Raw genomic sequence first — 18806 nt, forward strand, 5'->3', positions numbered from 1 at the left:
CCAGACGACGCCTCAGGCCGCGCCGGCGAGACGAGTTCGCGTATCGCTGTGGTGCTTTTCCAGCGCCTGGTTCACGGCGTCGAGCGTGGCTTCCAGCGCCACCATGGTCGAGGCGTGGCGCGCCGGATAGTCGGCGACCTGCTTGAGCACCCGCAAGCCCTCGAAGCGGCCCTCGGGGCCGTCGCCGCCCGATTTCAGCATGGCCAGCATGGCGTCTCTAGCCTCGGCGATCTCCGACGCCGAGGCGCCGAGGATGCTCTCGCCCACCACGCCCGCCGCCGCCTGACCCAGGGCGCAGGCCTTCACCGCATGGGCGAATTCCTTGATGCGGCCTTGATCGTCCAGCGTCACGTCCACGGTCGCCTTGGACCCGCACAGCTTGGCCACGCGCTCGGCGCTGCCTTCCGGCGCAGCCAGACGCCCGCTGTGCGGCAGGTTGGCCGCCAGCGACAGGATGCGCGCGCTGTAGAGGTCGTCGATCATGGGGAGAAGATAGGGCTTTCGGAGCAGAGAGAGAAGACGCGATCCTCCCCTGTGAGCGAAGCGAACGGGGGAGGGGGACCATGCGCAGCATGGTGGAGGGGGCGGAAGCACGCGTCGCGCTCGAAGCTCGCCCCCTCCACCCCTTCGCCCTTCAGGCTCAGCGGTCCCCCTCCCCCGCTGCGCAGGGGAGGATTAGGTCAGCCGCCCTGAACCGAAGACCAGGTGCGGGCCGCCCCAGCGGTTTCAGCCGCCACAACCGGCGCGCTCGTCGCCGTCCGCTCGGCCAGCCAGCGCAGATTGCGGTCGGCGACCTCGGGCGGCAGGTCGCGGCGCAAGATCTGTTCGGCCTGGGCGGTCTTGCCCTGAAGCCCCAACGACAGGGCCAGGTTCTGACGCACCTTCAGGGTGGCGCCCGGTTGGGCGGCGGCGCGGCGCAGCAGGATTTCGGCGGATGGCGCGTCGCCCTCGCCCATCTGGGCGATGGCGGCGTTGGTCAGGACATCGGGATTGTCGGGCGACAGGCGCAGGGCCTCGTTCCATGCGGCCTTGGCGTCGTCCGGACGACGCACCTGCTGATAGGCGACGCCCAGCAGCGACAGCGGCCGCCAGTCGCGCGGCGCGGCGGCGCGGGCCTGTTCCAGCGCGGCGATGCCGTAGAAGGCCTGTCCGCGCGCGATGTGGGCGCGGCCGACCTCCAGCATGGCCTCGACATTGGCCGGCTGGACGGTCAGGACGCCCTGCGCCGTCTCGGCCGCCTGATCGAACTGGCCCAGTTCGCGCAGGGCCTGGGCCGTCTTGACCCCGGCGACGGGGTCCATCGGATTGATCTGCTGTTCCTGCGACCAGAAGACCGAGCGGCTGAGGGCGTCAGCGCGGTCATAGCTGGCGCGTGTCGCAGCGGCGGCGGGTTGGGGCGCCTGGACGGCGGCGGGCGCCGGCGTCTGCGCCATGGCGACGCCCGACAGGCTTACAAGTGCCAGCGTCATGGTTGCGGCGGCGGCGGCGGTGCGCGACATGGAGAGGGTCCGGACGGTTTCCTGCGGCCTCAGCGTCGCCCCTCCGGGTCAAGGTTTGGTTAATCGGCCTTTAAGGGCCGGAAAGGCTCGCCCCATGTCCGTCGCACACTCCGACCTGCTGATCGCCGCTTCCCACAGCGCGCGCCCGGTGCGCGTGATCGCGCAAGGCCAGGCCTTGACCGGCAAGTCGGCCGCCTGGGCCGAGGCCAACGGCTTCACCGGCAAGGCGGGCCAGCTGCTGATCGTCCCCGGCGACGACGGCGCGGCGGCCGAGGCCCTGTTCGGCGCGGGGGAGACGTTCGAGCCCATGACGGCCCGTTCCCTGCCGACGCGCTTGCCCGCCGGCGACTGGCGCCTCGACGGCGTCGAGGGCGAGGCGGCCCAGCAGGCGGCGCTGGCCTTCGCCCTCGGCGGCTATCTGTTCGACCGCTACAAGGCCCGGCCCGAGCGCGGACGCGCCCGTCTGGCCGCCCCCGCCGGTCTGGACCTGACCGAAACCCTGAACATCGCCGCCGCCGCCGCCCTGGCCCGCGAAATGGTCGACACCCCAGCCGCCGACATGGGGCCTTTGCAGATCGAGACCATCGCCCGCGAGATCGCGCAAGGCTCGGGCGCGACCCTGACCGTCACGACCGGCGAGGCTCTGCTGGAGGATAACTACCCGGCCGTCCACGCCGTCGGCCGCGCCGCCGCCCCGCACCGCGCCCCGCGCGTGCTGGAGATCGGCTGGAAGCTGGACCAGACCGACCTGCCGCTGGTGGCCCTGGTCGGCAAGGGGGTGGTGTTCGATACCGGCGGTCTGGATCTGAAGCCCGCCGCCGGGATGCGCAACATGAAGAAGGACATGGGCGGCTCGGCCCATGCGCTCGCGCTCGGACGGCTGATCATGCAGGCCGACCTGCCGGTGCGTCTGGTGGTCCTGGTCGCCGCGGTCGAGAACGCCGTCTCCGCCGACGCCTTCCGCCCCGGCGACATTCTGAACAGCCGAAAGGGTCTGACCATCGAGATCGGCAATACCGACGCCGAAGGCCGCCTGATTTTGGCCGACGTCCTGACCCGTGCGAGCGAGCATGAGCCCGACCTGACGCTGGATTTCGCCACCCTGACCGGCGCGGCGCGCATGGCGCTCGGCCCGGAGCTGCCGCCGCTCTACACCGACGACGAGGCCCTGGCCGAGGGCATCCTCAGCGCCGGCCGCGCCGTGGGCGACCCGCTGTGGCGGATGCCGCTCTGGGCCGGCTATCGCGCTTCGCTGGACAGCGAAATCGCCGACCTGAAGAATGATTCCGCCGCCTGGGCCCAGGCCGGATCGGTGACGGCGGCGCTGTTCCTGCAAAAGTTCGCGCCGACGACGGGGGCCTGGGCCCACATGGACATCTTCGCCTGGAATCCGCGCGCCCGTCCCGGCCACCCGGAAGGCGGCGAGGCGCAAGGCTTGCGCGCCTGCTACCGCTATCTGCGTGACCGATTCGCCAAATAGCCAAGGCTGTTAACGCCCGATTTGGCTTCGGCGTTTACATATGGCGGTTCACCCGCGTGAACCGCCGCTGAGGCCCTGTTTGTCCGACCTTCTGGCCCTTATTCCGCCCGGCCCGCCTCTGATCCTTCGGGACGGAGACCGGATCGTGCTGGCCGAACAGGCGCTGGAAGGCCTGATGCGGGCCGAGGCCTATCGCCGGACCGAGCCCATGCATTGCCGGGTTCCGGTCGCGGATATTCATTCCGACACGGACGAACGCGTCGACCAGCTGCTGCACGGCGAGGCCTTCGACGTCCTGCATCGTCAGAACCACCGAGGCCAGATGCGAGTTTGGGGCCGCGCGCGCCGCGACGGCGTCGTCGGCTGGGTCGCCCTCGATCTTCTGTCGCCGGGCGCGCCCCTGCCTGCCCGCCGCGTCGCCTCCGTCACCGCCGCCCTGCCGCTGAACGCCCTGGTGGGCGAGACGGGCGAGGGGCTCAGCGACGCAGACCTTCAACCTGTCGGCGACTTCGAGCGCGAGCCCGTCGTCGTGGCCGAACGCCTGCTGGGCCGCCCTCATGCGCTGGGCGCCCGCTCCTCGTTCGAGACCGACTGTTCGGGTCTGGTGCAACAGGCGCTTCTGGCCTGCGGCCTGCCCGGCCCGCGCCGCTCCGACGCCCAGGCCGATCTGGGACGTCCCGTTGCCCGGGAAGCCGCTCAGCGCGGCGACCTGGTCGTCTGGATGGCGCCGAACCGTGATCACGACTGGACCGGCCATTCGGCCATCATGGTCGACGCCGATCAGGTCATCCATGCGACCGGCGCCCACGGCGGCGTGGTCATCGAGACCCTGGCCGAGGTCGAGGCCCGACTGACCGGCGAAGGCTTCGCCACGGCCGTGTTCCGGCGGATCTAAGTTCTCAATCCTCCCCTGCGCAGCGGGGGAGGGGGACCATACGCAGTATGGTGGAGGGGGCGAGAGCAAGCGCGCCGGATCACGGTGGGCGCGGGGCGCTTCCAAGCTGTCGAAGGTTGCAGCTGTAGCCGCCCCCTCCACCGCTACGCGGTCCCCTCCCCCGTTTCACGGGGGAGGATCAGAGGTCCAAACGCAGAAAAGGCGACCCGAAGGCCGCCTTTCCCGTCGTCTCGAATGTCTGACGCCTACGCCGTCGGGGCGCTGGTTGCAGCCGGCGGGGCGGCCGGGGTCGCCTGGGTCGTGGCCGGAGCCGTGCCCTCGGCGGCCGGAGCGACCTCCGTGGCGGCGGCGCCTTCAGCGACCGGAGCCGCGCCGTCAGCAGCCGGGGCGGCGGCCGCGCCGGGCTGGCGGGCGGGATCCGGCGCCGGGATGCCGAAGCCGCCCGAACCCTGCGTCCGCAGCCAGGCGATCAGGTTGATGCGGGTCTTCTCGTCGCGGATGCCGGCGAAGGACATCTTGGTGCCGGGGATGTAGCGGCCCGGCGCGGTCAGGAAGTGGTCGATCTCGTCATAGCCCCAGGTCGGCGCCTCGGCCTTGTGCTTGGCCATGGCGTCCGAATAGGCGAAGCCTGCGCGGTGCATGGCGGGACCGCCGATGACGCCGAACAGGTTGGGGCCGATGCCGTCCGCGCCGCCGGTATTGGCGGTGTGGCAGGCCTGGCAGCGCGCGAAGGCGGCTTCACCGGCGGCCAGGTCGGCGGTCGGCAGGACCGTGCCCCAGTCGATCGGCAGGGCGGCCGGTTCGGCGCCCGCGGCTTCGTCCGGCGCATCCACGAAATAGCCCATCTTTTCGGGCTGCTTGGTGTGATACACCATGCCCGAAACCTGCTGGACCACCAGGATCACAAAGGCGGTGCCCAGGCACGCGCCCATAATCTTGTTCCACTTCAGATCGCCGCTCATGCGCGTCGTCGCTTCCCGTCTCTAATGAGCCCCCCAACCGCGAAGCGGCCTCAGGCATATTCTTGCGTCGGCGTCTCTTACACGCTAGCGCGACCTTCGCAACCGGCCCGGCCGCATCCGGGCGTCTCTGGACGTCGTCAAGTCGATGAATCCGCTGATATTGATACCCGCTCGCATGGCGGCGACCCGTTTGCCGAACAAGCCGCTGGCCGATATCGGCGGCAAGCCCATGATCGTGCGCGCCTGGGAACAGGCGGCCCTGTCCGGTTTCCGCGTCGCCGTGGCGGCGGGCGATCCCGAGATCGTCGAGGTTGTAGAGGCGGCCGGCGGCCTGGCCGTGCTGACCGATCCTGACCTGCCCAGCGGCTCGGACCGCATCCGCGCGGCGGTCGAGGCCGTCGATCCCGACGCCGCCCATGACATCGTCGTCAACATCCAGGGCGACATGCCCTTCGCCTCGCCCGATCTGGCCCGCGCCTGCGCCGAGCTTCTGGGCCGCGAATCAACCTGCGACATCGCCACCCTGGTCGCGGCCGAGGCCGACGTCTCGGACCGCGCCAACCCCGATGTGGTGAAAGCCGTCCTGGCCCTGCCCGAAAACGGCGCCAGCGGCCGCGCCCTCTACTTCACCCGTTCGACCCTCTACGGCGACGGCCCCGTCTGGCGCCACGTCGGCATCTACGGCTATCGCCGCGACGCCCTGATGCGCTTCTGCGCCGCCCCCCCGTCGCCGCTGGAAAAGCGCGAAAAGCTGGAGCAGCTGCGCGCCCTGGAAATGGGCCTGCAGATCTGGGCCTCGGTGATCGCGGACGCCCCGCTGTCGGTGGACAATCCGGCGGACCTGGAGGCGGCGCGGGCGCTGGTCTGACTTCTTTCCTCCCTGTTCGCGCAGCGAATGGGGAGGTGGATCGGACGCAATAGCGGCCGAGACGGAGGGGGCGGCGCTGCCCTGTCCGGGGAGGCGACAGAAAGCCAGAGGTTGCGTCGCCCCCTCCACCGCTTCGCGGTCCCCTCCCCACAAGTGGGGAGGAAAGCCGAGGAGTCGCGCCTACTCCCCCTCCGCCCACGCCTCCAGCAACCGCCGCGCGATCGCAAACGGCGGCGGCGCATGGATCGACCCGTGCGTGCCCGCCAGCACCGCCCGCGCTTCTCCTCGCGTCAGCCAGGCCACGGCCTCCAGCTCGGTCTGGTCGGGGGCTGCGTCCTCGGTCGTGACCTCGGCGATCAGGCCGATCATCAGCTGGGCCGGGAAGGGCCAGGGCTGGCTCGAATGATAGACAACGCCCGACACGGTCAGCCCCGCCTCCTCCATCACCTCGCGGGCGCAGGCCTCCTCGATGGATTCGCCGGGCTCCATGAAACCGGCCAGGGCCGACATCCGACCCTCGGGCCAGGCGGCCTGACGGCCCAGCAGGCAGCGGGGTTCGGCGCCCCCCATATAGACCGGCAGCATGATGACGACCGGATCGACGCGCGGGAAATGCTCGACCCCGCAGGCCGCACAGACGCGTCGCCAGCCGCCCGAGGCCTGATCCGTCGCCTTGCCGCAGGCCGCGCAGAAGCCGTGACGCCGGCGCCAGTCGAACAGGCTCTTGGCCGTCCCGGCGATGGCGACATCGGCTTCCGGCAGGGCGGCGGCGGCCGCGCGCATCTCGATGAACTGGCCCAGGCCGCCGGCGGGACCGCTGGTCGGGTCGATGGAACCCTCGAACTCGATGGCGAAGACCGGCGCTCCCTTCCACAGGCCCAGGAAGACGTCGCGGTCCGGGACCAGGTCGCGCCCGTGGCTCAGCGCCAGCCAGACCAGGCGTTGACCGCCCTCGTGGTCCTCGACCAGGGGCCGCCCCTCCCACAGCACCATGGCCAGGGCCTCGGGATTGGCCTCCTGCTCGCCCAGCCAGGCGGCGTCGTTGCGAAGGTCGCCCGAGCGGTCGAGCGGATTGCCGGAGAAGACGTTGCGATAGGGCATGGCGCTTCATACCCCCGACAAGACGACGCGGGGAGGGGTCTTGATTCCCGCGTCGCCAACCGTCATATCCCTCCTCGGAGATCGCGGGCGAAGGCTTCGCCAACCTGGTCAGGGCCGGAAGGCAGCAGCCACAACGAATTCACCTTCGGGTCGCGGTCTCTACTTTCTTTTTTGCGCTACGCTCGCGACGCGGTCGCTCGCTGCTTGAGCGCAGGTTTGGCGCTCTCGGTTAAGCGCCATTTCAGACTATTCAGACGAATTGGACTCTGTTTTTCAGCAGGGCTCTTGGCGGCGTCTCGCAAGCTTCACGGAACCGGAATCGCTCTGGCCCGCTGAAAGGTCTTCACCCTTTCAGGAGCAGGCGCATGAGCATTCTCGGGTCCATTCTCGGCGGCATCTTCAAGAAGAAGAAGGAAGAGGCGGCTCCCGCCGCTCCGGCGACGCCGACGCCGACCGCGGCGCCTGTCCAGCCCCAGGTGACGGCCGCCGCCGCGACCGCGCCGCAGCCCGCGCCCGAGGTCGATGTCGCGGGCATCCTCGACTTCATGAACGACCAGAAGGCGCAGAAGCTGAACTGGCGCACCTCCATCGTCGACCTGATGAAGCTGGTCGGGCTGGAATCCTCGCTGGCCGAGCGCAAGGAACTGGCCGATGAGCTGGGCTATACCGGCGACAAATCCGACAGCGCCTCCATGAACATCTGGCTGCACGCCCAGGTGATTCAGAAGATCCGCGACAACGGCGGCCGTCTGCCCACCGATCTCTGATCGTCTCCTCACCTGCCGTCATCCCGGACAAGGCGCGCTTGCGCGCCGCTGATCCGGGACCCAGGCCTATGGTCAAGCTGCCGGCTTTCAGACGGCGAGTTTCGGCTCGTCTCGATTGACGGTGCATATCGGTCAAGCGGAGGATGCGCTGTCGGCTTGCCCGCGCTAAGACAGGATCATGAGCGACGTCGATCCTGATCTTGATGGCCCTCCCTGGGAGGAGGACGTTCCCGAGCGGGACGAGAACACCGACGACATGTTCGGCGCGCCCGCTGCTGCGCCCGAGCCGGCTCCGGCTCCTGTCGCGGCGCCTGCGCCCGTGAAAGCCGCCCCCCTTGAGGTCGAACCCGCCGACGACGGCGCCTACAAGGTTTTGGCGCGCAAATACCGCCCGCGTACCTTTGAGGACCTGATCGGGCAGGAGGCCATGGTCAGGACCCTGACCAACGCCTTCGCCACGGGCCGCATCGCCCACGCCTTCATGCTGACCGGGGTGCGGGGCGTCGGCAAGACGACGACCGCCCGCCTCTTGGCTCGCGCCCTGAACAATGAAACCGACGTCATCGACAAGCCGTCGTTGAGCCTGACGGGCCACGGCCGCCATGACGCCTCCATCATGGCCGGCCAGCACATGGACGTCATGGAGATGGACGCCGCCTCGCACACCGGCGTCAACGACATCCGCGACATCCTGGAAAGCGTCCGCTACGCGCCGGTCGAGGCCCGCTACAAGGTCTATGTCCTCGACGAGGTGCACATGCTGTCGACGCAGGCGTTCAACGCCCTGCTGAAGACGCTGGAAGAGCCGCCGCCCCACGCCAAATTCATCTTCGCCACCACCGAGATCCGCAAGGTCCCGGTGACCATCCTCAGCCGCTGCCAACGTTTCGACCTGCGCCGCGTCGAGTCCGAGATCCTGGTCGAGCATCTGTCGCGCATCGCCGACCGCGAAGGCATGAAGATCGAGCAGGAGGCCCTGGCCCTCATCTCTCGCGCGGCCGAGGGCTCTGTGCGCGACGGCCTCAGCCTGCTGGACCAGGCCCTGGTTCAGGCCGAACACGGCCAGACGGTCCAGACCGCCACCGTGCGCGACATGCTGGGTCTGGCCGACCGGACCCAGACCATCGCCCTGTTCGAATCCATCATGGCCGGGCGCACGCCCGAGGCGCTGGAAAACTTCCGCACGCTCTACGGCTTTGGCGCCGATCCGGTGCAGGTGACCAACGACCTGCTGGAGCATTGCCACGCGGCCTCGGTGGCCAAGATGCTCGGCCCCAACGCCACCCGCCTGCCCAATGATCAGGCGCAGAAGCTGACGGCGCTGGGCGCGGCGATTTCCGCTGGCACGCTGTCGCGCACCTGGCAGATGTTGCTCAAGGCGCTGGACGAGGTGCGGCGCGCGCCGAACCCCGCCGACGCCGTGGAAATGGCCATCGTCCGTCTGGCCTACGCCGCTGACCTGCCGGGACCGGAAGAGGCGCTGAAGGCCATCCAGTCGGGCGGGACCCTGCCGGGCGGCGGCGCGGGCGGGCCTCGCGGCGGCTCTGGAGGAGGCGGCGGCGCCTCGGCCATGCTGGCGGCGCGGCCCATGGCCCCGCCGGCCCTGCCCGATCCGCAGACCTTTGAGGCCGTCGTCGCCCTGATCGGCGAGAAGCGGGAAATCACGCTGCAGATGGACGTCGAGCGCTATGTGAAGCCGGTGTCGTTCAAGCCAGGCGCCATCGTCTATGAGCCCGCGCAGGGCTCGCCGCACGATCTGGCGCGGCGGCTGGCGGGGCGGCTCAAGGAATGGACCGGCCGCACCTGGCTGATCGCCGCCAATGGTCAGGGCGGCGGCGAGACCCTGATCGAGGTCGAGAAAAAGGCCCGTTCCGCCCGCCGTGCGGCGGTGGAGGCGGACCCCTTCGTCGTCTCCATCATGCAGGCCTTCCCCGGCGCCGAGATCAAGGACATCAAGACCCTGGCCCCGGCGATCGAAATGCCCGCCATCCCGGAAGACGACGAGGCCGGCGAAGAGGATTAGCCGTCATCCCGGAAGCCCGCAGGGCTATCCGGGACCGCAGGAAACGCGGCGTCTTGGGCGGTCCCGGATCGGCGCTTCACGCCGTCCGGGATGACGGGGGGAGGCTTACAGAATCTGCGCGGCTTCCTCGAAGGCGAGGCGGGGCGAGCGGGGGAACAGGTTCTCGTCCGTGCCGTAGCCCAGGTTCATGATGAAGTTCGGCTCGACATGGCTGTCGGGGAAGAACTCGGCCTTTACGCCCGCGGCGTCGAAGCCCGACATCGGACCGACATCCAGACCCAGGGCGCGGGCGGCGATGGTCAGATAGCCGCCCTGCAGCGAGGCGTTGCGGAAGGCGGCCTCACGACGGCCTGCCTCGTCCAGGAACCAGTCGCGGACGCCCGGCGCGTGCGGGAACAGCTTGGGCAGGGTGTCGTGGAAATCGATGTCCTGGCCGATGATCAGGTTGACCGGGGCGGCCAGGGTCTTGGCGCGGTTGCCCTCGGCCATATGCGGAATCAGACGGGCCTTGGCCTCGGACGAGGTGACGAAGACGAGACGCGCCGGAGTCATGTTGAACGCGGTCGGGCCGAACTTGGTCAGGTCATAGAGCTTGCGGATCAGGTCGTCGGACACGGGCCGGTCGCTCCAGCCGTTCCGGCTGCGCGCCTCGGTGAACAACTGGGCCAGAACGGCGTCGGAGACCGGAACGTCGCGGGTGGAAAGGGTGTCGAAAGCCATGCGGAAAGCTTTTGAACAGGATTGGTAACTACTGGTGTTGCCAATATGGCCCGCTCTGCATCGGCGTCAAGACGATTGGCTACAAAACTTGTTGCTAATGTCGGCCAATCTTCTGCACGAGGGTCTGGAGCCGCGGCTCGGATCGCCCTATCTAGGGGGGATGAAAGACCTCAACGCCCTGATGCAACAGGCCCAGGCGATGCAGCAAAAGCTGCAGGACGCCCAGGCCAAGATGGCCGAAACCACCGCCGAGGGCACCTCGGGCGGCGGCCTTGTCTCCATCGCCCTGAAAGGCCCCGGCGAGATCACCGCGGTGAAGATCGACGACAGCCTGATGGCGCCGGGCGAGGGTGAAATCCTGGCCGACCTGATCGTCGCCGCCCACGCCGACGCCAAGCGCAAGCTGGACGAGGTCAACAGCGCCCTGATGCGCGAGGCCGCCGGCCCCATGGCCGGGATGAACATTCCGGGGATGCCGAAACTCTTCTGATGGCCGCTTCCGCCGGGCCGGAAATCGAACGGCTGATCAGTCTGCTGGCCAAGCTGCCGGGGATGGGCCCGCGCTCGGCCCGGCGCGCGGCCCTGGCCCTGCTGAAGCGGCGCGAGCAACTGCTGGTCCCGCTGGCGGCGTCCTTGGCTGAAACCGCCGAGAAGGTCGTCAACTGCTCGATCTGCGCCGCGCCTGACACGCGCGATCCCTGCTCCATCTGTTCCGACCACGGCCGCGACAACGCCCTGATCTGCGTGGTCGAGGAGGCCGGGGCCCTGTGGGCCATGGAGAGGTCGGGCGCCTTTCGCGGCAAGTATCACGTGCTGGGCGGCCTGCTGTCCGCTCTGGACGGCGTCGGTCCCGAACAGCTGCGCATCGCCGAACTGATCGGCCGCGTCAGAGGGGGCGAGATGGGGGGCGGCGAAGCGCGCGAGGTCGTCCTGGCCCTGCCCGCCACCGTCGACGGCCAGACCACGGCGCATTACCTGGCCGAACGCCTGTCGGCGGCGGGGGTCGAAGTCACCTCGCTGGCCCGCGGCGTCCCCGTCGGCGGCGAACTGGACTGGCTGGACGACGGCACCATCATCCAGGCCCTGCGCGCGCGTCGCCCGGCCTGACCGCTCACGTCCGAAGCTGACGCGGCTCCGCTTTCAACGGGCAGCGACTCCGGCTAGGAACGGAGCATGAACATGCTCGAACTCATCCTGCTGGTCGTCGCCGTGGCCGCTGTCGCCGGCTTCTTCTGGGCCTTCATGGGCTGGCAGAAGGCCAAGAGCGCGCTCGACGCCGCCGACGCCCGGCTGGAGCTGATGGAGGAGAGCCGCGATTCCATGGCCGAGTTCCTCAAGGCCCAGGCCTCGCAGTCGGCCGAGGCGGTGGCGACCAGGCTGGTGGCCCGCGCCACCGAGACCTTCCAGGCCCAGGATCGCGTCGCCCGTGAACGGATGGAGGCTCAGCTCAAGCCCGTCTCGGAAACCCTCGCCAAGTTCCAGGAACACGTCGCCGCCCTGGAGAAGACGCGCGCCGAGGACACCGGCGGTCTGAAGGAGCAACTGGCCGCCCTGATGACCGCTTCGACCGCCACCCGCGACGAGGCGCGCCGCCTGACCGAAGCGCTCAAGGGCAACACCGGCCGTCGCGGCCGCTGGGGCGAGCAGACCTGCCGCAACGTGCTGGAGGCCGCCGGCATGACGGGGCGTTTCGATTTCGAGGAGCAGAACTCTTCGGCCAACGAGGAAGGCCGTCAGCAGCGCCCGGACTTTATCGTCAAGCTGCCGGGCGGCGGCATGTTCGTCATCGACGCCAAGGTCTCCCTGGCCTTCGCTGACGAGGCGGACGGCGACGAGGAAGCGCAAGGGCGCGCCATGTCGGCCCGCACCGCCGCCAGCATGAAGACCCATGTCCGCCAGCTGTCGTCCAAGGCCTATCAGGACCAGTTCAAGCCCAGCCCCGACTTCGTCGCCATGTTCGTGCCGGGCGACGCCTTCCTGTCCGCCGCCCTGGATCACGAGCCTGACCTGATGACCCAGGCCATGGCCTCGCGCGTGGTCATCGTCACGCCGACGACCTTGTTCGCCCTGTGCAAGGCGGTCGCCTACGGCTGGCGCGCCGAGGAGCAGGCCAAGAACGCCGAGGGCGTCGCCAAGCTGGGCAAGGAGCTTTACAAGCGCCTGTCGGTCATGGGCGGCCACGCCGCCTCGGTCGGCCGGGCGCTGGAAACCGCCGTGGGCAAGTACAACCAGTTCGTCGGCTCGCTGGAGAGCCAGGTCATGGTCTCGGCCCGCCGCTTCGAGGACCTGCAAGTCGACCACGAGGGCAAGGAACTGCCCGACCTGCCCGCCGTCGAACAGTCGCCGCGCACCCTCAGCCGCCCTGAACTGCTGAACGCCCCGGCGGACTAGGCGAGGGCCGATCTGACAACCTCGCTTGACGATGGCGTCCTGTGATGTAAAACATCCTTGTCAACTCGGAGGGCGTCGTGGCCGGCAAGCGTAAACTCATTCTCCAGTCAGCGGTCGCGCTGGTCTTGTTCCTGGCGGCGATCTTCGTCACGGGGGGCGTCATCGGCTATCTGAGCGCCAGCGATGCGGACGTTCTGGCCAGTCCCGTCGCCCTGACGGTGATCTGCGTCTTCGCAGGTTTCAGCATGTTGATCGCCATGTGGATCAGCCTGAAGTGGATGCGCTCGATCGACGAGGCGGCTCAGGAGGCCCACAAATGGGCCTGGTTCTGGGGCGGCTCCAGCGGCATGGCGGTGGGGGGCGTCTTCGTTATTCTGGCCTCCCTGCCTCAGGCGGCGACGATCAATATCCCGGCCTGGTATTCCGAGCGCAGCGACCCCGCCGCCTATGCGGCCACCGGCGCCTTCGCCATGCTGACGCTGATGCTGATCGGCTATGGCGTCGCCTGGGCCTGGTGGTGGCTGGGGCGGCGTTGAGGGACGCGGCATGAATAACCGTCTCAAGGTCCTGCGCGCCGAGCGCGACTGGAGCCAGGCCCACCTGGCCACCGAACTCGGCGTCTCGCGCCAGACCGTCAACGCGCTGGAGACCGGTCGCTACGACCCCTCCCTGCCATTGGCCTTCAAGATCGCGCGGCTGTTCCAGATGCCGATCGAATCTATTTTTTCGGACGAAGACTAGGCGTCGCCGCTGTCGTCTTTCCTCCGCATTGCAAGGATGCCTGTCATGCGTTTCGCCCGACCGCCCGCCTCCCTTCTCTCGACACTCGCGGTCGCCGCCGCCCTGTCGACCCTTCTTCTGGCTCCGTCGGCGCTGGCTCAGGCGCCCGTTGCGGAGCCGGTCGCCGTCACCGCCGCGCCCGCGGGCTCAGGTCCGGGCCTTTGGGTGGTGCGCGATGCGGACTCCACCATCTACCTCTTTGGCACGGTCCATGTGCTCAAGCCCGACACGCCTTGGGGTACGGCCCGCGTGGATCAGGCTTTCGCCAACGCGGACGAGTTCTGGTTCGAGATCGCCGACCTCAACAATCAGGACGGCGTCTTGCCGTTGATCCAGGCCAAGGGTCTTTCGCCGGAACGTCCCCTGTCCAGCCTGCTCACCGCCGAAGAGCGCGTTGATCTTGACGCCGCCGCTCGCACCGTAGGGGCGACGGCGCAGCAACTGGATCCGCTGCGACCCTGGCTGGCCAGCCTGCAACTGGCGCTCGCCTCCATCCAGAAGGCGGGATATGTCGCGGCCAACGGCGGCGACCAGGTCCTGCATGCGCGCGCCGCCGCGACGGGCAAGCCGATCAAGGGCTTCGAGACCGCGCCCCAACAGATCGGCTTCATCGCCGACATGTCCGAAGAGGCCCAACTGGCCATGCTGCGCTCAGGCCTCAAGGAGTTCGACCAGGCCGACGCCTTTCTCGGGCGCATGGTCAACGCCTGGTCCACCGGCGACGTCGAGGGCCTGGACCGCCTGATCGGCCAGGAGATGAAGGCGGAATCGCCCGAGATGTACGCCGTCATGCTGACGCGTCGGAACCAGGACTGGGCCGATCAGGTCCAGACCCTGTTGGCCGGCTCGGGTACGGCCTTCATCTCGGTCGGCGCAGGGCATCTGGCGGGCGCTGACAGCCTGCAGGCGCAACTTGAACAGCGCGGTGTTCGCGTCGAGCGGGTTGGCGACTGAGAGCCCGCGACTGCGGACCTTCCCCCGGCCCGGCCCCGCGCCGGGCCTTTTCTTTTCCGCCCCGCGCTCTATGGTCCGCCCGCAGCGCGGCCGTAGTTCAGAGGTAGAACGTCAGCTTCCCAAGCTGAATGTCGCGGGTTCGATTCCCGCCGGCCGCTCCAGCTAAAGTCTCGACCGACGCCGCCGTTGAGTCGCCGACGGGCTCCGCTGCCGGCGGTGAGCGGCGTGAGGTCAGGCTCCGTGGGCCGACATGGCGAAGCCGGCCCAGATCATCAGGCCCAGCCCCGCCAGCAGGGCCATGGCGCCGACGCTGATCGTCACCTTTAGAGCGAGAGACTTCATCTGCCTTCTCCGTTCTGCAAAACGCATTCGCCCCTGTCAGCGGGCTGGCGCCAATGCGACCTGAGGCCGCAGCCTCGGCCTTGCAGGCCTGGCGCTTCGGCGACGAGTCCAGTCGGGCGGAACGCTGGGGGGCGTGCAATCCCGCTTCGAGGTTGTCGCGCCGAAGCGCCTAAGTTTGAGCCAAGGCATTGGCGCCTTGCTCGGCCCGCCCTTTGGCGCATCGATCCCGCGAGCGCGGTGGTGGCGATCGGAGCGTCAAGGTTCGAATGACGATGCGCCTTGAGCAGATCAAGTAAGACCAAGTATTAGCATCGTTAATATATTATTAGTAATAGTCCTTTCACTGTATTCTGCAGTCGATAACACATCGAGCGCTTGAATCTCTGAAAATCGACTAAATTAGAAGAAGCGTATCCCGCCTTCTATGTCACACATACGAACATTCGGGGCGTACGCGCATCACCAATCTGTGGGGTGTTCATCGGAATATTTTGGGGTATGGTGAATTGGTCGATATTGTGGCGTCGCGTTGCGTGGTGGAGCGACAAACGGTCGAGCGGGGACGGCCAAAGCCTGGAGCGTCGGTGTGGTGCACGGTTCTGCTGAGGTCGAGGCGCCAGGCGCGCCGCAGAAATCTCTATGGTTTTCGGTCGATCGCCGCGTGTCTCAGGATCGGCGTCGACCCGCGTCGATCAACGAGGACGATCGCGATGCGATCTGCGGTCGCGCGCTGGCCAACTGGGTGGACGGCGAACGTCGCGCCCGACTGATCGTCACACGCGATCTGGACGTGATGTGGATGAATGAAGCGGCGCGGGCGCTGCGCGACGAGGGCGAAGCCTTTGCGGTCAGCGACGGGCGCTTGACGCCGCGGTCGCCGATCATCGCCAGCCTGGTCCTCGGCGCGCGTTCGGAGGAGGCGGGCTGCGCCGTGGTGCCCGGCGAAGGCGGCCGTCACTGGGTGGCCTGGACGCGCGAGGTCTGCGCGCCGCCCAATGTCCTGGTCGGACTGACGATGCAGAGAGCCCGCAGCGAAATCCGCTTTCAGGCCCTGATCGAGAACCACCTGCTGACCCCGTCCGAGGGCCGGATCATCGAGATGCTGCTGGGCGGGGCGGAGACGGGCAGGATCGCGCAGGCCCTGGATATCTCCATCGAGACCCTGCGCACCCATCTGAAGCACGCCTACCAGAAGCTCGGCGTGCGCAGCCGGGGCGAGCTCTTCGCCGAGGCCCTGAGTTTCGTCGGCCCCTAGGCGGCGGGCGTCGGGGCGACAGGCAGGGCGGGGGACGCTGTATGGACAGGCGCGGCGGCGCTGGCGGAGTCAGGCTGTACCAGCAAGGGGCCCAGGGCGAAGGCGGCGACCGCCGCACCCGCCGACAGGGCCAGAACCGCCACGACGGCATAGGTCAGGCCCGAACCGGAGCGACGACGGCGGAAACCGCCGGTCTTCACGCCGCGAATGATCACGAAGGGCCGCTGGCTGAAGGCCTCGGAGCCGATGATATTATGTTGGGACAAGAACGCGCTCCCCGACTGTCCAGGAATGGATCAGTTCAGAGAGCGGTCCGGTGAGGCCAAAGGATGGCGAACGCTGCTCCCCGGCGCCGTTCAACTTCCGAGGGTGACGTTGATCATGCGCCCGCCGCGCGTCTGGACCCGCTTCATCAGCACCACGATGTCGTCGCCGGCCTTGACCGGCGAGATCAGGAACCAGCTGCCGTCGGGCAGACCGGTGAAGCGGAAGGCGCCCTGGGCGCAAGCCTGGGCGCGCTCGAACGAGCGGTAGTCGGCGCCCTGTTCGCCGGCCGAACGGGCGCGCACCACGGCGGCGGGCACGGCCGCGCGTTCGGTCGAGCCGTAGAGGCGCTGCATCCGGGCGCGAGTGTAGCCGGTGTCGGGGATCAGGCCGACGTGGCCGACGCAGTTGAAGGTCTTGCCGTCCTGGGCGAAGGCGACGCGACCTTCAATCGAGGCCTGACCGGCGCGCGTCGACCAGGCGAAGGCGTCGGCGCTGAACTCGGTCGAGCCGGCGTTGATCCCGCCCCCCATCGGCGTGGTGGCGCAGGCGCTGAGCGCCAGCCCGCCCGCGAGGACGGCGGCGAGGGCGAGGGAAGGGCGGCGGATCGACATCAAGGGCTCCCAAAACGCGTTTCAAGCGCTACCGGCATGGCCCCCTATGGCGCGGCGAGTCAAGGTTGCCCGCCGTCGCGGCGTAGGCCACAAGAGCGCCGGAGACCGGACGCAGAGACCGGCCAGAAACGTTTTCAGGGACTTCATGACCGTCACTCTCGACGACATCCGCGAAGCACAGAAGCGCATCGCGGGCCAGGTTGATCGCACGCCCGTCCGTCATTCCCGCCGCCTGTCGGAACTGACCGGCGCCGAGATCTGGATCAAGTTCGACAACCTGCACTTCACCGGCAGCTTCAAGGAGCGCGGCGCCCTGAACCGGCTGCTGCAACTGACGCCGGACGAGATGAAGCGCGGCGTCGTCGCCGCCTCGGCGGGCAACCACGCCCAGGCCTTGGCCTATCACGGCGGCCGCCTCGGCGTACCGGTGACCATCGTCATGCCCGAGGGCACCCCCTTCGTGAAGGTGGACGGCACCCGCGCCCACGGCGCCAATGTCGTCATCCACGGCCTCGATTTTTCCGCCTCGACCGAGGAGGCCAAGCGGCTTCAGGTCGAGCATGGCTATGTCTTCGTCTCGGCCTTTGACGACGAGGGCATCGTCGCGGGCCAGGGCGTCTGCGGCCTGGAGTTCATCGAGGACGCGCCTGAACTGGACGCCCTGATCATCCCTATCGGCGGCGGCGGCCTGATCGCCGGCAGCGCCATCGCCGCCAAGGCGATCAAGCCCGACATCAGGATCTTCGGGGTCGAGGCGGCGCGCTATCCCTCCTTCACGGCGCGTCGTCGCGGCGAACCGGCCAAGTGCAGCGGCCAGACCATCGCCGAGGGCATCGCCATCAAGGCCGTGGGCGAAATCCCCTTCGCCCTGGCCGACAGCCTGATCGACGAGATCTTCGTCTGCGAGGAAGCGGACTTCGAGAAAGGCGTGGCCCTGCTGGCGACGCTGGAGAAGACGGTGGCCGAGGGCGCCGGGGCCGGCGGTCTGGCCGCCATCCTGGCCAATCCCGAACGCTTCAAGGGCATGAAGGTCGGCGTCGAGCTGACCGGCGGCAACATCGACGCGCGCATGCTGGCCGTGGTGCTGAACCGCGAAATGGTTCGCGAAAAGCGGCTGATCGTCTATCGCATCCTGGGCGACGACCGCCCGGGCATGCTGTCGGCCATGGCCGCCGTGATCGGCGGTCTGGGCGGCAACATCATCGACGTCGTGCACAACCGGCTGGCGCTGGACGTGCCGGCCAAGGGCGCGGAGTTCGACATCATGGTCGAGACCCGCGACGCCAGACATGCCGAGGAAATCGGCGAAGCCTTGAAGGAACGTGGCTATGAACTTCGCATGGGCTAGGCCCGTTTTGGCGGCGGTTTCCGCCGCCGCACTTCTGGCCACGGCCGCCTGCAACCGCCAGCCCGCCGTGTCCGGCGCCGATCTGGCGAAAAACGCGGAAGCCGCCGCCGCCTTCATGAAGACCAACGCCTCGGCGGAAGGGGTGCAGACCCTGCCGTCGGGCCTGCAGTACAAGGTGGTCGCCAGCGGCCCGGCGGGCGGCGTCCGCCCCGACCGCAACGATCTGGCGCGCGTCGATTACGAAGGCAGCCTGACCGACGGCACGGTCTTCGACAGCTCGTTCAAGCGCGGCTCGCCCGCCGTCTTCAGCCCCGAACAGGTCGTCCCCGGCTGGACCGAGGCCCTGCAACTGATGAGGCCGGGCGACGAATGGCTGCTCTACGTCCCGCCCGAGCTGGGCTACGGCGAGGCCGGCGGCCCGCCGGCGATCCCCGGCAACGCCGTGCTGGTGTTCCGGCTGAAGCTGCTCGACGTGGCGCCTGTGCCGGGCGGCGGTCGTGGCGTGGGTTCGGCTGACGTCTGATCTTTCTCCCTCCCCTTCAT

Annotated in this window: 21 protein-coding genes, 1 tRNA gene and 1 other RNA gene; 16 read left to right on the forward strand and 7 right to left on the reverse strand. The window is 68.7% G+C overall.

Annotated elements, in window-relative coordinates; translation table 11 throughout:
• Positions 1 to 12: 12 nt before the first annotated feature.
• Both ACOZBP_RS10075 and ACOZBP_RS10080 read right to left on the reverse strand, forming a co-directional pair.
• Complete coding sequence (locus ACOZBP_RS10075; RefSeq protein ID WP_422676294.1) at positions 13 to 483, reverse strand: iron-sulfur cluster assembly scaffold protein; 471 nt, start codon at positions 481 to 483, stop codon at positions 13 to 15.
• Between the two features lie 197 nt (positions 484 to 680).
• Complete coding sequence (locus ACOZBP_RS10080; RefSeq protein ID WP_422676295.1) at positions 681 to 1499, reverse strand: tetratricopeptide repeat protein; 819 nt, start codon at positions 1497 to 1499, stop codon at positions 681 to 683.
• Between the two features lie 94 nt (positions 1500 to 1593).
• Between ACOZBP_RS10080 and ACOZBP_RS10085 the strand changes: the two genes are divergently transcribed.
• Both ACOZBP_RS10085 and ACOZBP_RS10090 read left to right on the forward strand, forming a co-directional pair.
• The gene (locus ACOZBP_RS10085) at positions 1594 to 2979 is read left to right on the forward strand and encodes a leucyl aminopeptidase family protein (RefSeq protein WP_422676296.1); all 1386 of its coding nucleotides are present in this window, start codon (positions 1594 to 1596) and stop codon (positions 2977 to 2979) included.
• A gap of 79 nt (positions 2980 to 3058) precedes the next feature.
• Entirely contained in the window at positions 3059 to 3874 is an 816-nt protein-coding gene (locus ACOZBP_RS10090; RefSeq protein ID WP_422676297.1) for an NlpC/P60 family protein, read from the forward strand.
• A gap of 245 nt (positions 3875 to 4119) precedes the next feature.
• Here ACOZBP_RS10090 and ACOZBP_RS10095 read toward each other — a convergent pair whose 3' ends face one another.
• Complete coding sequence (locus ACOZBP_RS10095) at positions 4120 to 4836, reverse strand: c-type cytochrome (protein ID WP_422676298.1); 717 nt, start codon at positions 4834 to 4836, stop codon at positions 4120 to 4122.
• Between the two features lie 145 nt (positions 4837 to 4981).
• Here ACOZBP_RS10095 and ACOZBP_RS10100 point away from each other — a divergent pair, with 145 nt between their 5' ends.
• Positions 4982 to 5704, forward strand: coding sequence for a 3-deoxy-manno-octulosonate cytidylyltransferase (locus ACOZBP_RS10100; protein WP_422676299.1), 723 nt, complete (start codon positions 4982 to 4984; stop codon positions 5702 to 5704).
• 180 nt (positions 5705 to 5884) lie between these two features.
• On the opposite strand, the gene nudC is transcribed toward ACOZBP_RS10100, so the two are convergent.
• Complete coding sequence (nudC, locus tag ACOZBP_RS10105) at positions 5885 to 6805, reverse strand: NAD(+) diphosphatase (RefSeq protein ID WP_422676300.1); 921 nt, start codon at positions 6803 to 6805, stop codon at positions 5885 to 5887.
• A 72-nt stretch (positions 6806 to 6877) separates the two neighbouring features.
• Between nudC and ffs the strand changes: the two genes are divergently transcribed.
• The 3 genes from ffs to ACOZBP_RS10120 all read left to right on the forward strand — a co-directional run bounded on the left by ffs (position 6878) and on the right by ACOZBP_RS10120 (position 9595).
• Positions 6878 to 6973, forward strand: an RNA gene (gene ffs, locus ACOZBP_RS10110) — signal recognition particle sRNA small type.
• 197 nt (positions 6974 to 7170) lie between these two features.
• Positions 7171 to 7572, forward strand: coding sequence for a DUF3597 domain-containing protein (locus tag ACOZBP_RS10115; RefSeq protein WP_422676301.1), 402 nt, complete (start codon positions 7171 to 7173; stop codon positions 7570 to 7572).
• 178 nt (positions 7573 to 7750) lie between these two features.
• Positions 7751 to 9595 (forward strand): DNA polymerase III subunit gamma/tau, encoded by a 1845-nt coding sequence (locus tag ACOZBP_RS10120; protein WP_422676302.1) that lies wholly within the window; start codon positions 7751 to 7753, stop codon positions 9593 to 9595.
• 105 nt (positions 9596 to 9700) lie between these two features.
• Here ACOZBP_RS10120 and ACOZBP_RS10125 read toward each other — a convergent pair whose 3' ends face one another.
• Entirely contained in the window at positions 9701 to 10315 is a 615-nt protein-coding gene (locus ACOZBP_RS10125; RefSeq protein ID WP_422676303.1) for a malonic semialdehyde reductase, read from the reverse strand.
• A gap of 160 nt (positions 10316 to 10475) precedes the next feature.
• Between ACOZBP_RS10125 and ACOZBP_RS10130 the strand changes: the two genes are divergently transcribed.
• From ACOZBP_RS10130 to ACOZBP_RS10165, 8 genes are all read left to right on the forward strand, one after another.
• Positions 10476 to 10805: a YbaB/EbfC family nucleoid-associated protein gene (locus ACOZBP_RS10130; RefSeq protein WP_292035422.1), complete on the forward strand. Its 330-nt coding sequence runs from the start codon at positions 10476 to 10478 to the stop codon at positions 10803 to 10805.
• Positions 10805 to 11422, forward strand: a complete 618-nt coding sequence (gene recR / locus ACOZBP_RS10135) for a recombination mediator RecR (protein WP_422676304.1) — start codon at positions 10805 to 10807, stop codon at positions 11420 to 11422. Before ACOZBP_RS10130 ends, recR begins: the two co-directional genes overlap by 1 nt.
• A gap of 66 nt (positions 11423 to 11488) precedes the next feature.
• On the forward strand, positions 11489 to 12706 hold the full coding sequence (locus ACOZBP_RS10140) for a DNA recombination protein RmuC (RefSeq protein WP_422676305.1): 1218 nt from the start codon (positions 11489 to 11491) through the stop codon (positions 12704 to 12706).
• 77 nt (positions 12707 to 12783) lie between these two features.
• The gene (locus ACOZBP_RS10145) at positions 12784 to 13242 is read left to right on the forward strand and encodes a hypothetical protein (protein WP_422676306.1); all 459 of its coding nucleotides are present in this window, start codon (positions 12784 to 12786) and stop codon (positions 13240 to 13242) included.
• Positions 13243 to 13252: 10 nt separating this feature from the next.
• Positions 13253 to 13447, forward strand: coding sequence for a helix-turn-helix transcriptional regulator (locus tag ACOZBP_RS10150; RefSeq protein WP_422676307.1), 195 nt, complete (start codon positions 13253 to 13255; stop codon positions 13445 to 13447).
• A 45-nt stretch (positions 13448 to 13492) separates the two neighbouring features.
• Positions 13493 to 14440: a TraB/GumN family protein gene (locus ACOZBP_RS10155; RefSeq protein ID WP_422676308.1), complete on the forward strand. Its 948-nt coding sequence runs from the start codon at positions 13493 to 13495 to the stop codon at positions 14438 to 14440.
• A gap of 86 nt (positions 14441 to 14526) precedes the next feature.
• A tRNA-Gly gene (locus tag ACOZBP_RS10160) sits at positions 14527 to 14601 on the forward strand.
• A gap of 770 nt (positions 14602 to 15371) precedes the next feature.
• Positions 15372 to 16037: a response regulator transcription factor gene (locus ACOZBP_RS10165; RefSeq protein WP_422676309.1), complete on the forward strand. Its 666-nt coding sequence runs from the start codon at positions 15372 to 15374 to the stop codon at positions 16035 to 16037.
• Here the strand turns inward: ACOZBP_RS10165 and ACOZBP_RS10170 are convergent.
• Positions 16034 to 16303, reverse strand: coding sequence for a hypothetical protein (locus ACOZBP_RS10170; RefSeq protein WP_422676310.1), 270 nt, complete (start codon positions 16301 to 16303; stop codon positions 16034 to 16036). The genes ACOZBP_RS10165 and ACOZBP_RS10170 overlap by 4 nt on opposite strands.
• 90 nt (positions 16304 to 16393) lie before the next feature.
• Positions 16394 to 16915, reverse strand: a complete 522-nt coding sequence (locus ACOZBP_RS10175) for a hypothetical protein (RefSeq protein WP_422676311.1) — start codon at positions 16913 to 16915, stop codon at positions 16394 to 16396.
• Positions 16916 to 17060: 145 nt separating this feature from the next.
• Between ACOZBP_RS10175 and ACOZBP_RS10180 the strand changes: the two genes are divergently transcribed.
• Together ACOZBP_RS10180 and ACOZBP_RS10185 are read left to right on the forward strand one after the other, a co-directional pair.
• Positions 17061 to 18263, forward strand: coding sequence for a threonine ammonia-lyase (locus ACOZBP_RS10180; RefSeq protein WP_422676312.1), 1203 nt, complete (start codon positions 17061 to 17063; stop codon positions 18261 to 18263).
• Entirely contained in the window at positions 18244 to 18786 is a 543-nt protein-coding gene (locus ACOZBP_RS10185) for an FKBP-type peptidyl-prolyl cis-trans isomerase (RefSeq protein ID WP_422676313.1), read from the forward strand. Before ACOZBP_RS10180 ends, ACOZBP_RS10185 begins: the two co-directional genes overlap by 20 nt.
• Positions 18787 to 18806: the final 20 nt, after the last annotated feature.

Source organism: Brevundimonas sp. NPDC058933 (assembly GCF_049315965.1).
GTDB lineage: Bacteria > Pseudomonadota > Alphaproteobacteria > Caulobacterales > Caulobacteraceae > Brevundimonas.

What these genes read in the sequence shown, in the direction of transcription:
- ACOZBP_RS10125 (WP_422676303.1), bottom strand. Translation starts at nt 10,315, where the DNA reads ATGGCTTTCGACACCCTTTCCACCCGCGACGTTCCGGTCTCCGACGCC.
- ACOZBP_RS10150 (WP_422676307.1), top strand. Translation starts at nt 13,253, where the DNA reads ATGAATAACCGTCTCAAGGTCCTGCGCGCCGAGCGCGACTGGAGCCAG.
- ACOZBP_RS10140 (WP_422676305.1), top strand. Translation starts at nt 11,489, where the DNA reads ATGAACATGCTCGAACTCATCCTGCTGGTCGTCGCCGTGGCCGCTGTC.
- ACOZBP_RS10085 (WP_422676296.1), top strand. Translation starts at nt 1,594, where the DNA reads ATGTCCGTCGCACACTCCGACCTGCTGATCGCCGCTTCCCACAGCGCG.
- ACOZBP_RS10075 (WP_422676294.1), bottom strand. Translation starts at nt 483, where the DNA reads ATGATCGACGACCTCTACAGCGCGCGCATCCTGTCGCTGGCGGCCAAC.
- ACOZBP_RS10120 (WP_422676302.1), top strand. Translation starts at nt 7,751, where the DNA reads ATGAGCGACGTCGATCCTGATCTTGATGGCCCTCCCTGGGAGGAGGAC.
- ACOZBP_RS10115 (WP_422676301.1), top strand. Translation starts at nt 7,171, where the DNA reads ATGAGCATTCTCGGGTCCATTCTCGGCGGCATCTTCAAGAAGAAGAAG.
- ACOZBP_RS10185 (WP_422676313.1), top strand. Translation starts at nt 18,244, where the DNA reads ATGAACTTCGCATGGGCTAGGCCCGTTTTGGCGGCGGTTTCCGCCGCC.
- ACOZBP_RS10130 (WP_292035422.1), top strand. Translation starts at nt 10,476, where the DNA reads ATGAAAGACCTCAACGCCCTGATGCAACAGGCCCAGGCGATGCAGCAA.
- ACOZBP_RS10155 (WP_422676308.1), top strand. Translation starts at nt 13,493, where the DNA reads ATGCGTTTCGCCCGACCGCCCGCCTCCCTTCTCTCGACACTCGCGGTC.
- ACOZBP_RS10080 (WP_422676295.1), bottom strand. Translation starts at nt 1,499, where the DNA reads ATGTCGCGCACCGCCGCCGCCGCCGCAACCATGACGCTGGCACTTGTA.
- ACOZBP_RS10100 (WP_422676299.1), top strand. Translation starts at nt 4,982, where the DNA reads ATGAATCCGCTGATATTGATACCCGCTCGCATGGCGGCGACCCGTTTG.
- nudC (WP_422676300.1), bottom strand. Translation starts at nt 6,805, where the DNA reads ATGCCCTATCGCAACGTCTTCTCCGGCAATCCGCTCGACCGCTCGGGC.
- ACOZBP_RS10175 (WP_422676311.1), bottom strand. Translation starts at nt 16,915, where the DNA reads ATGTCGATCCGCCGCCCTTCCCTCGCCCTCGCCGCCGTCCTCGCGGGC.
- ACOZBP_RS10180 (WP_422676312.1), top strand. Translation starts at nt 17,061, where the DNA reads ATGACCGTCACTCTCGACGACATCCGCGAAGCACAGAAGCGCATCGCG.
- ACOZBP_RS10095 (WP_422676298.1), bottom strand. Translation starts at nt 4,836, where the DNA reads ATGAGCGGCGATCTGAAGTGGAACAAGATTATGGGCGCGTGCCTGGGC.
- recR (WP_422676304.1), top strand. Translation starts at nt 10,805, where the DNA reads ATGGCCGCTTCCGCCGGGCCGGAAATCGAACGGCTGATCAGTCTGCTG.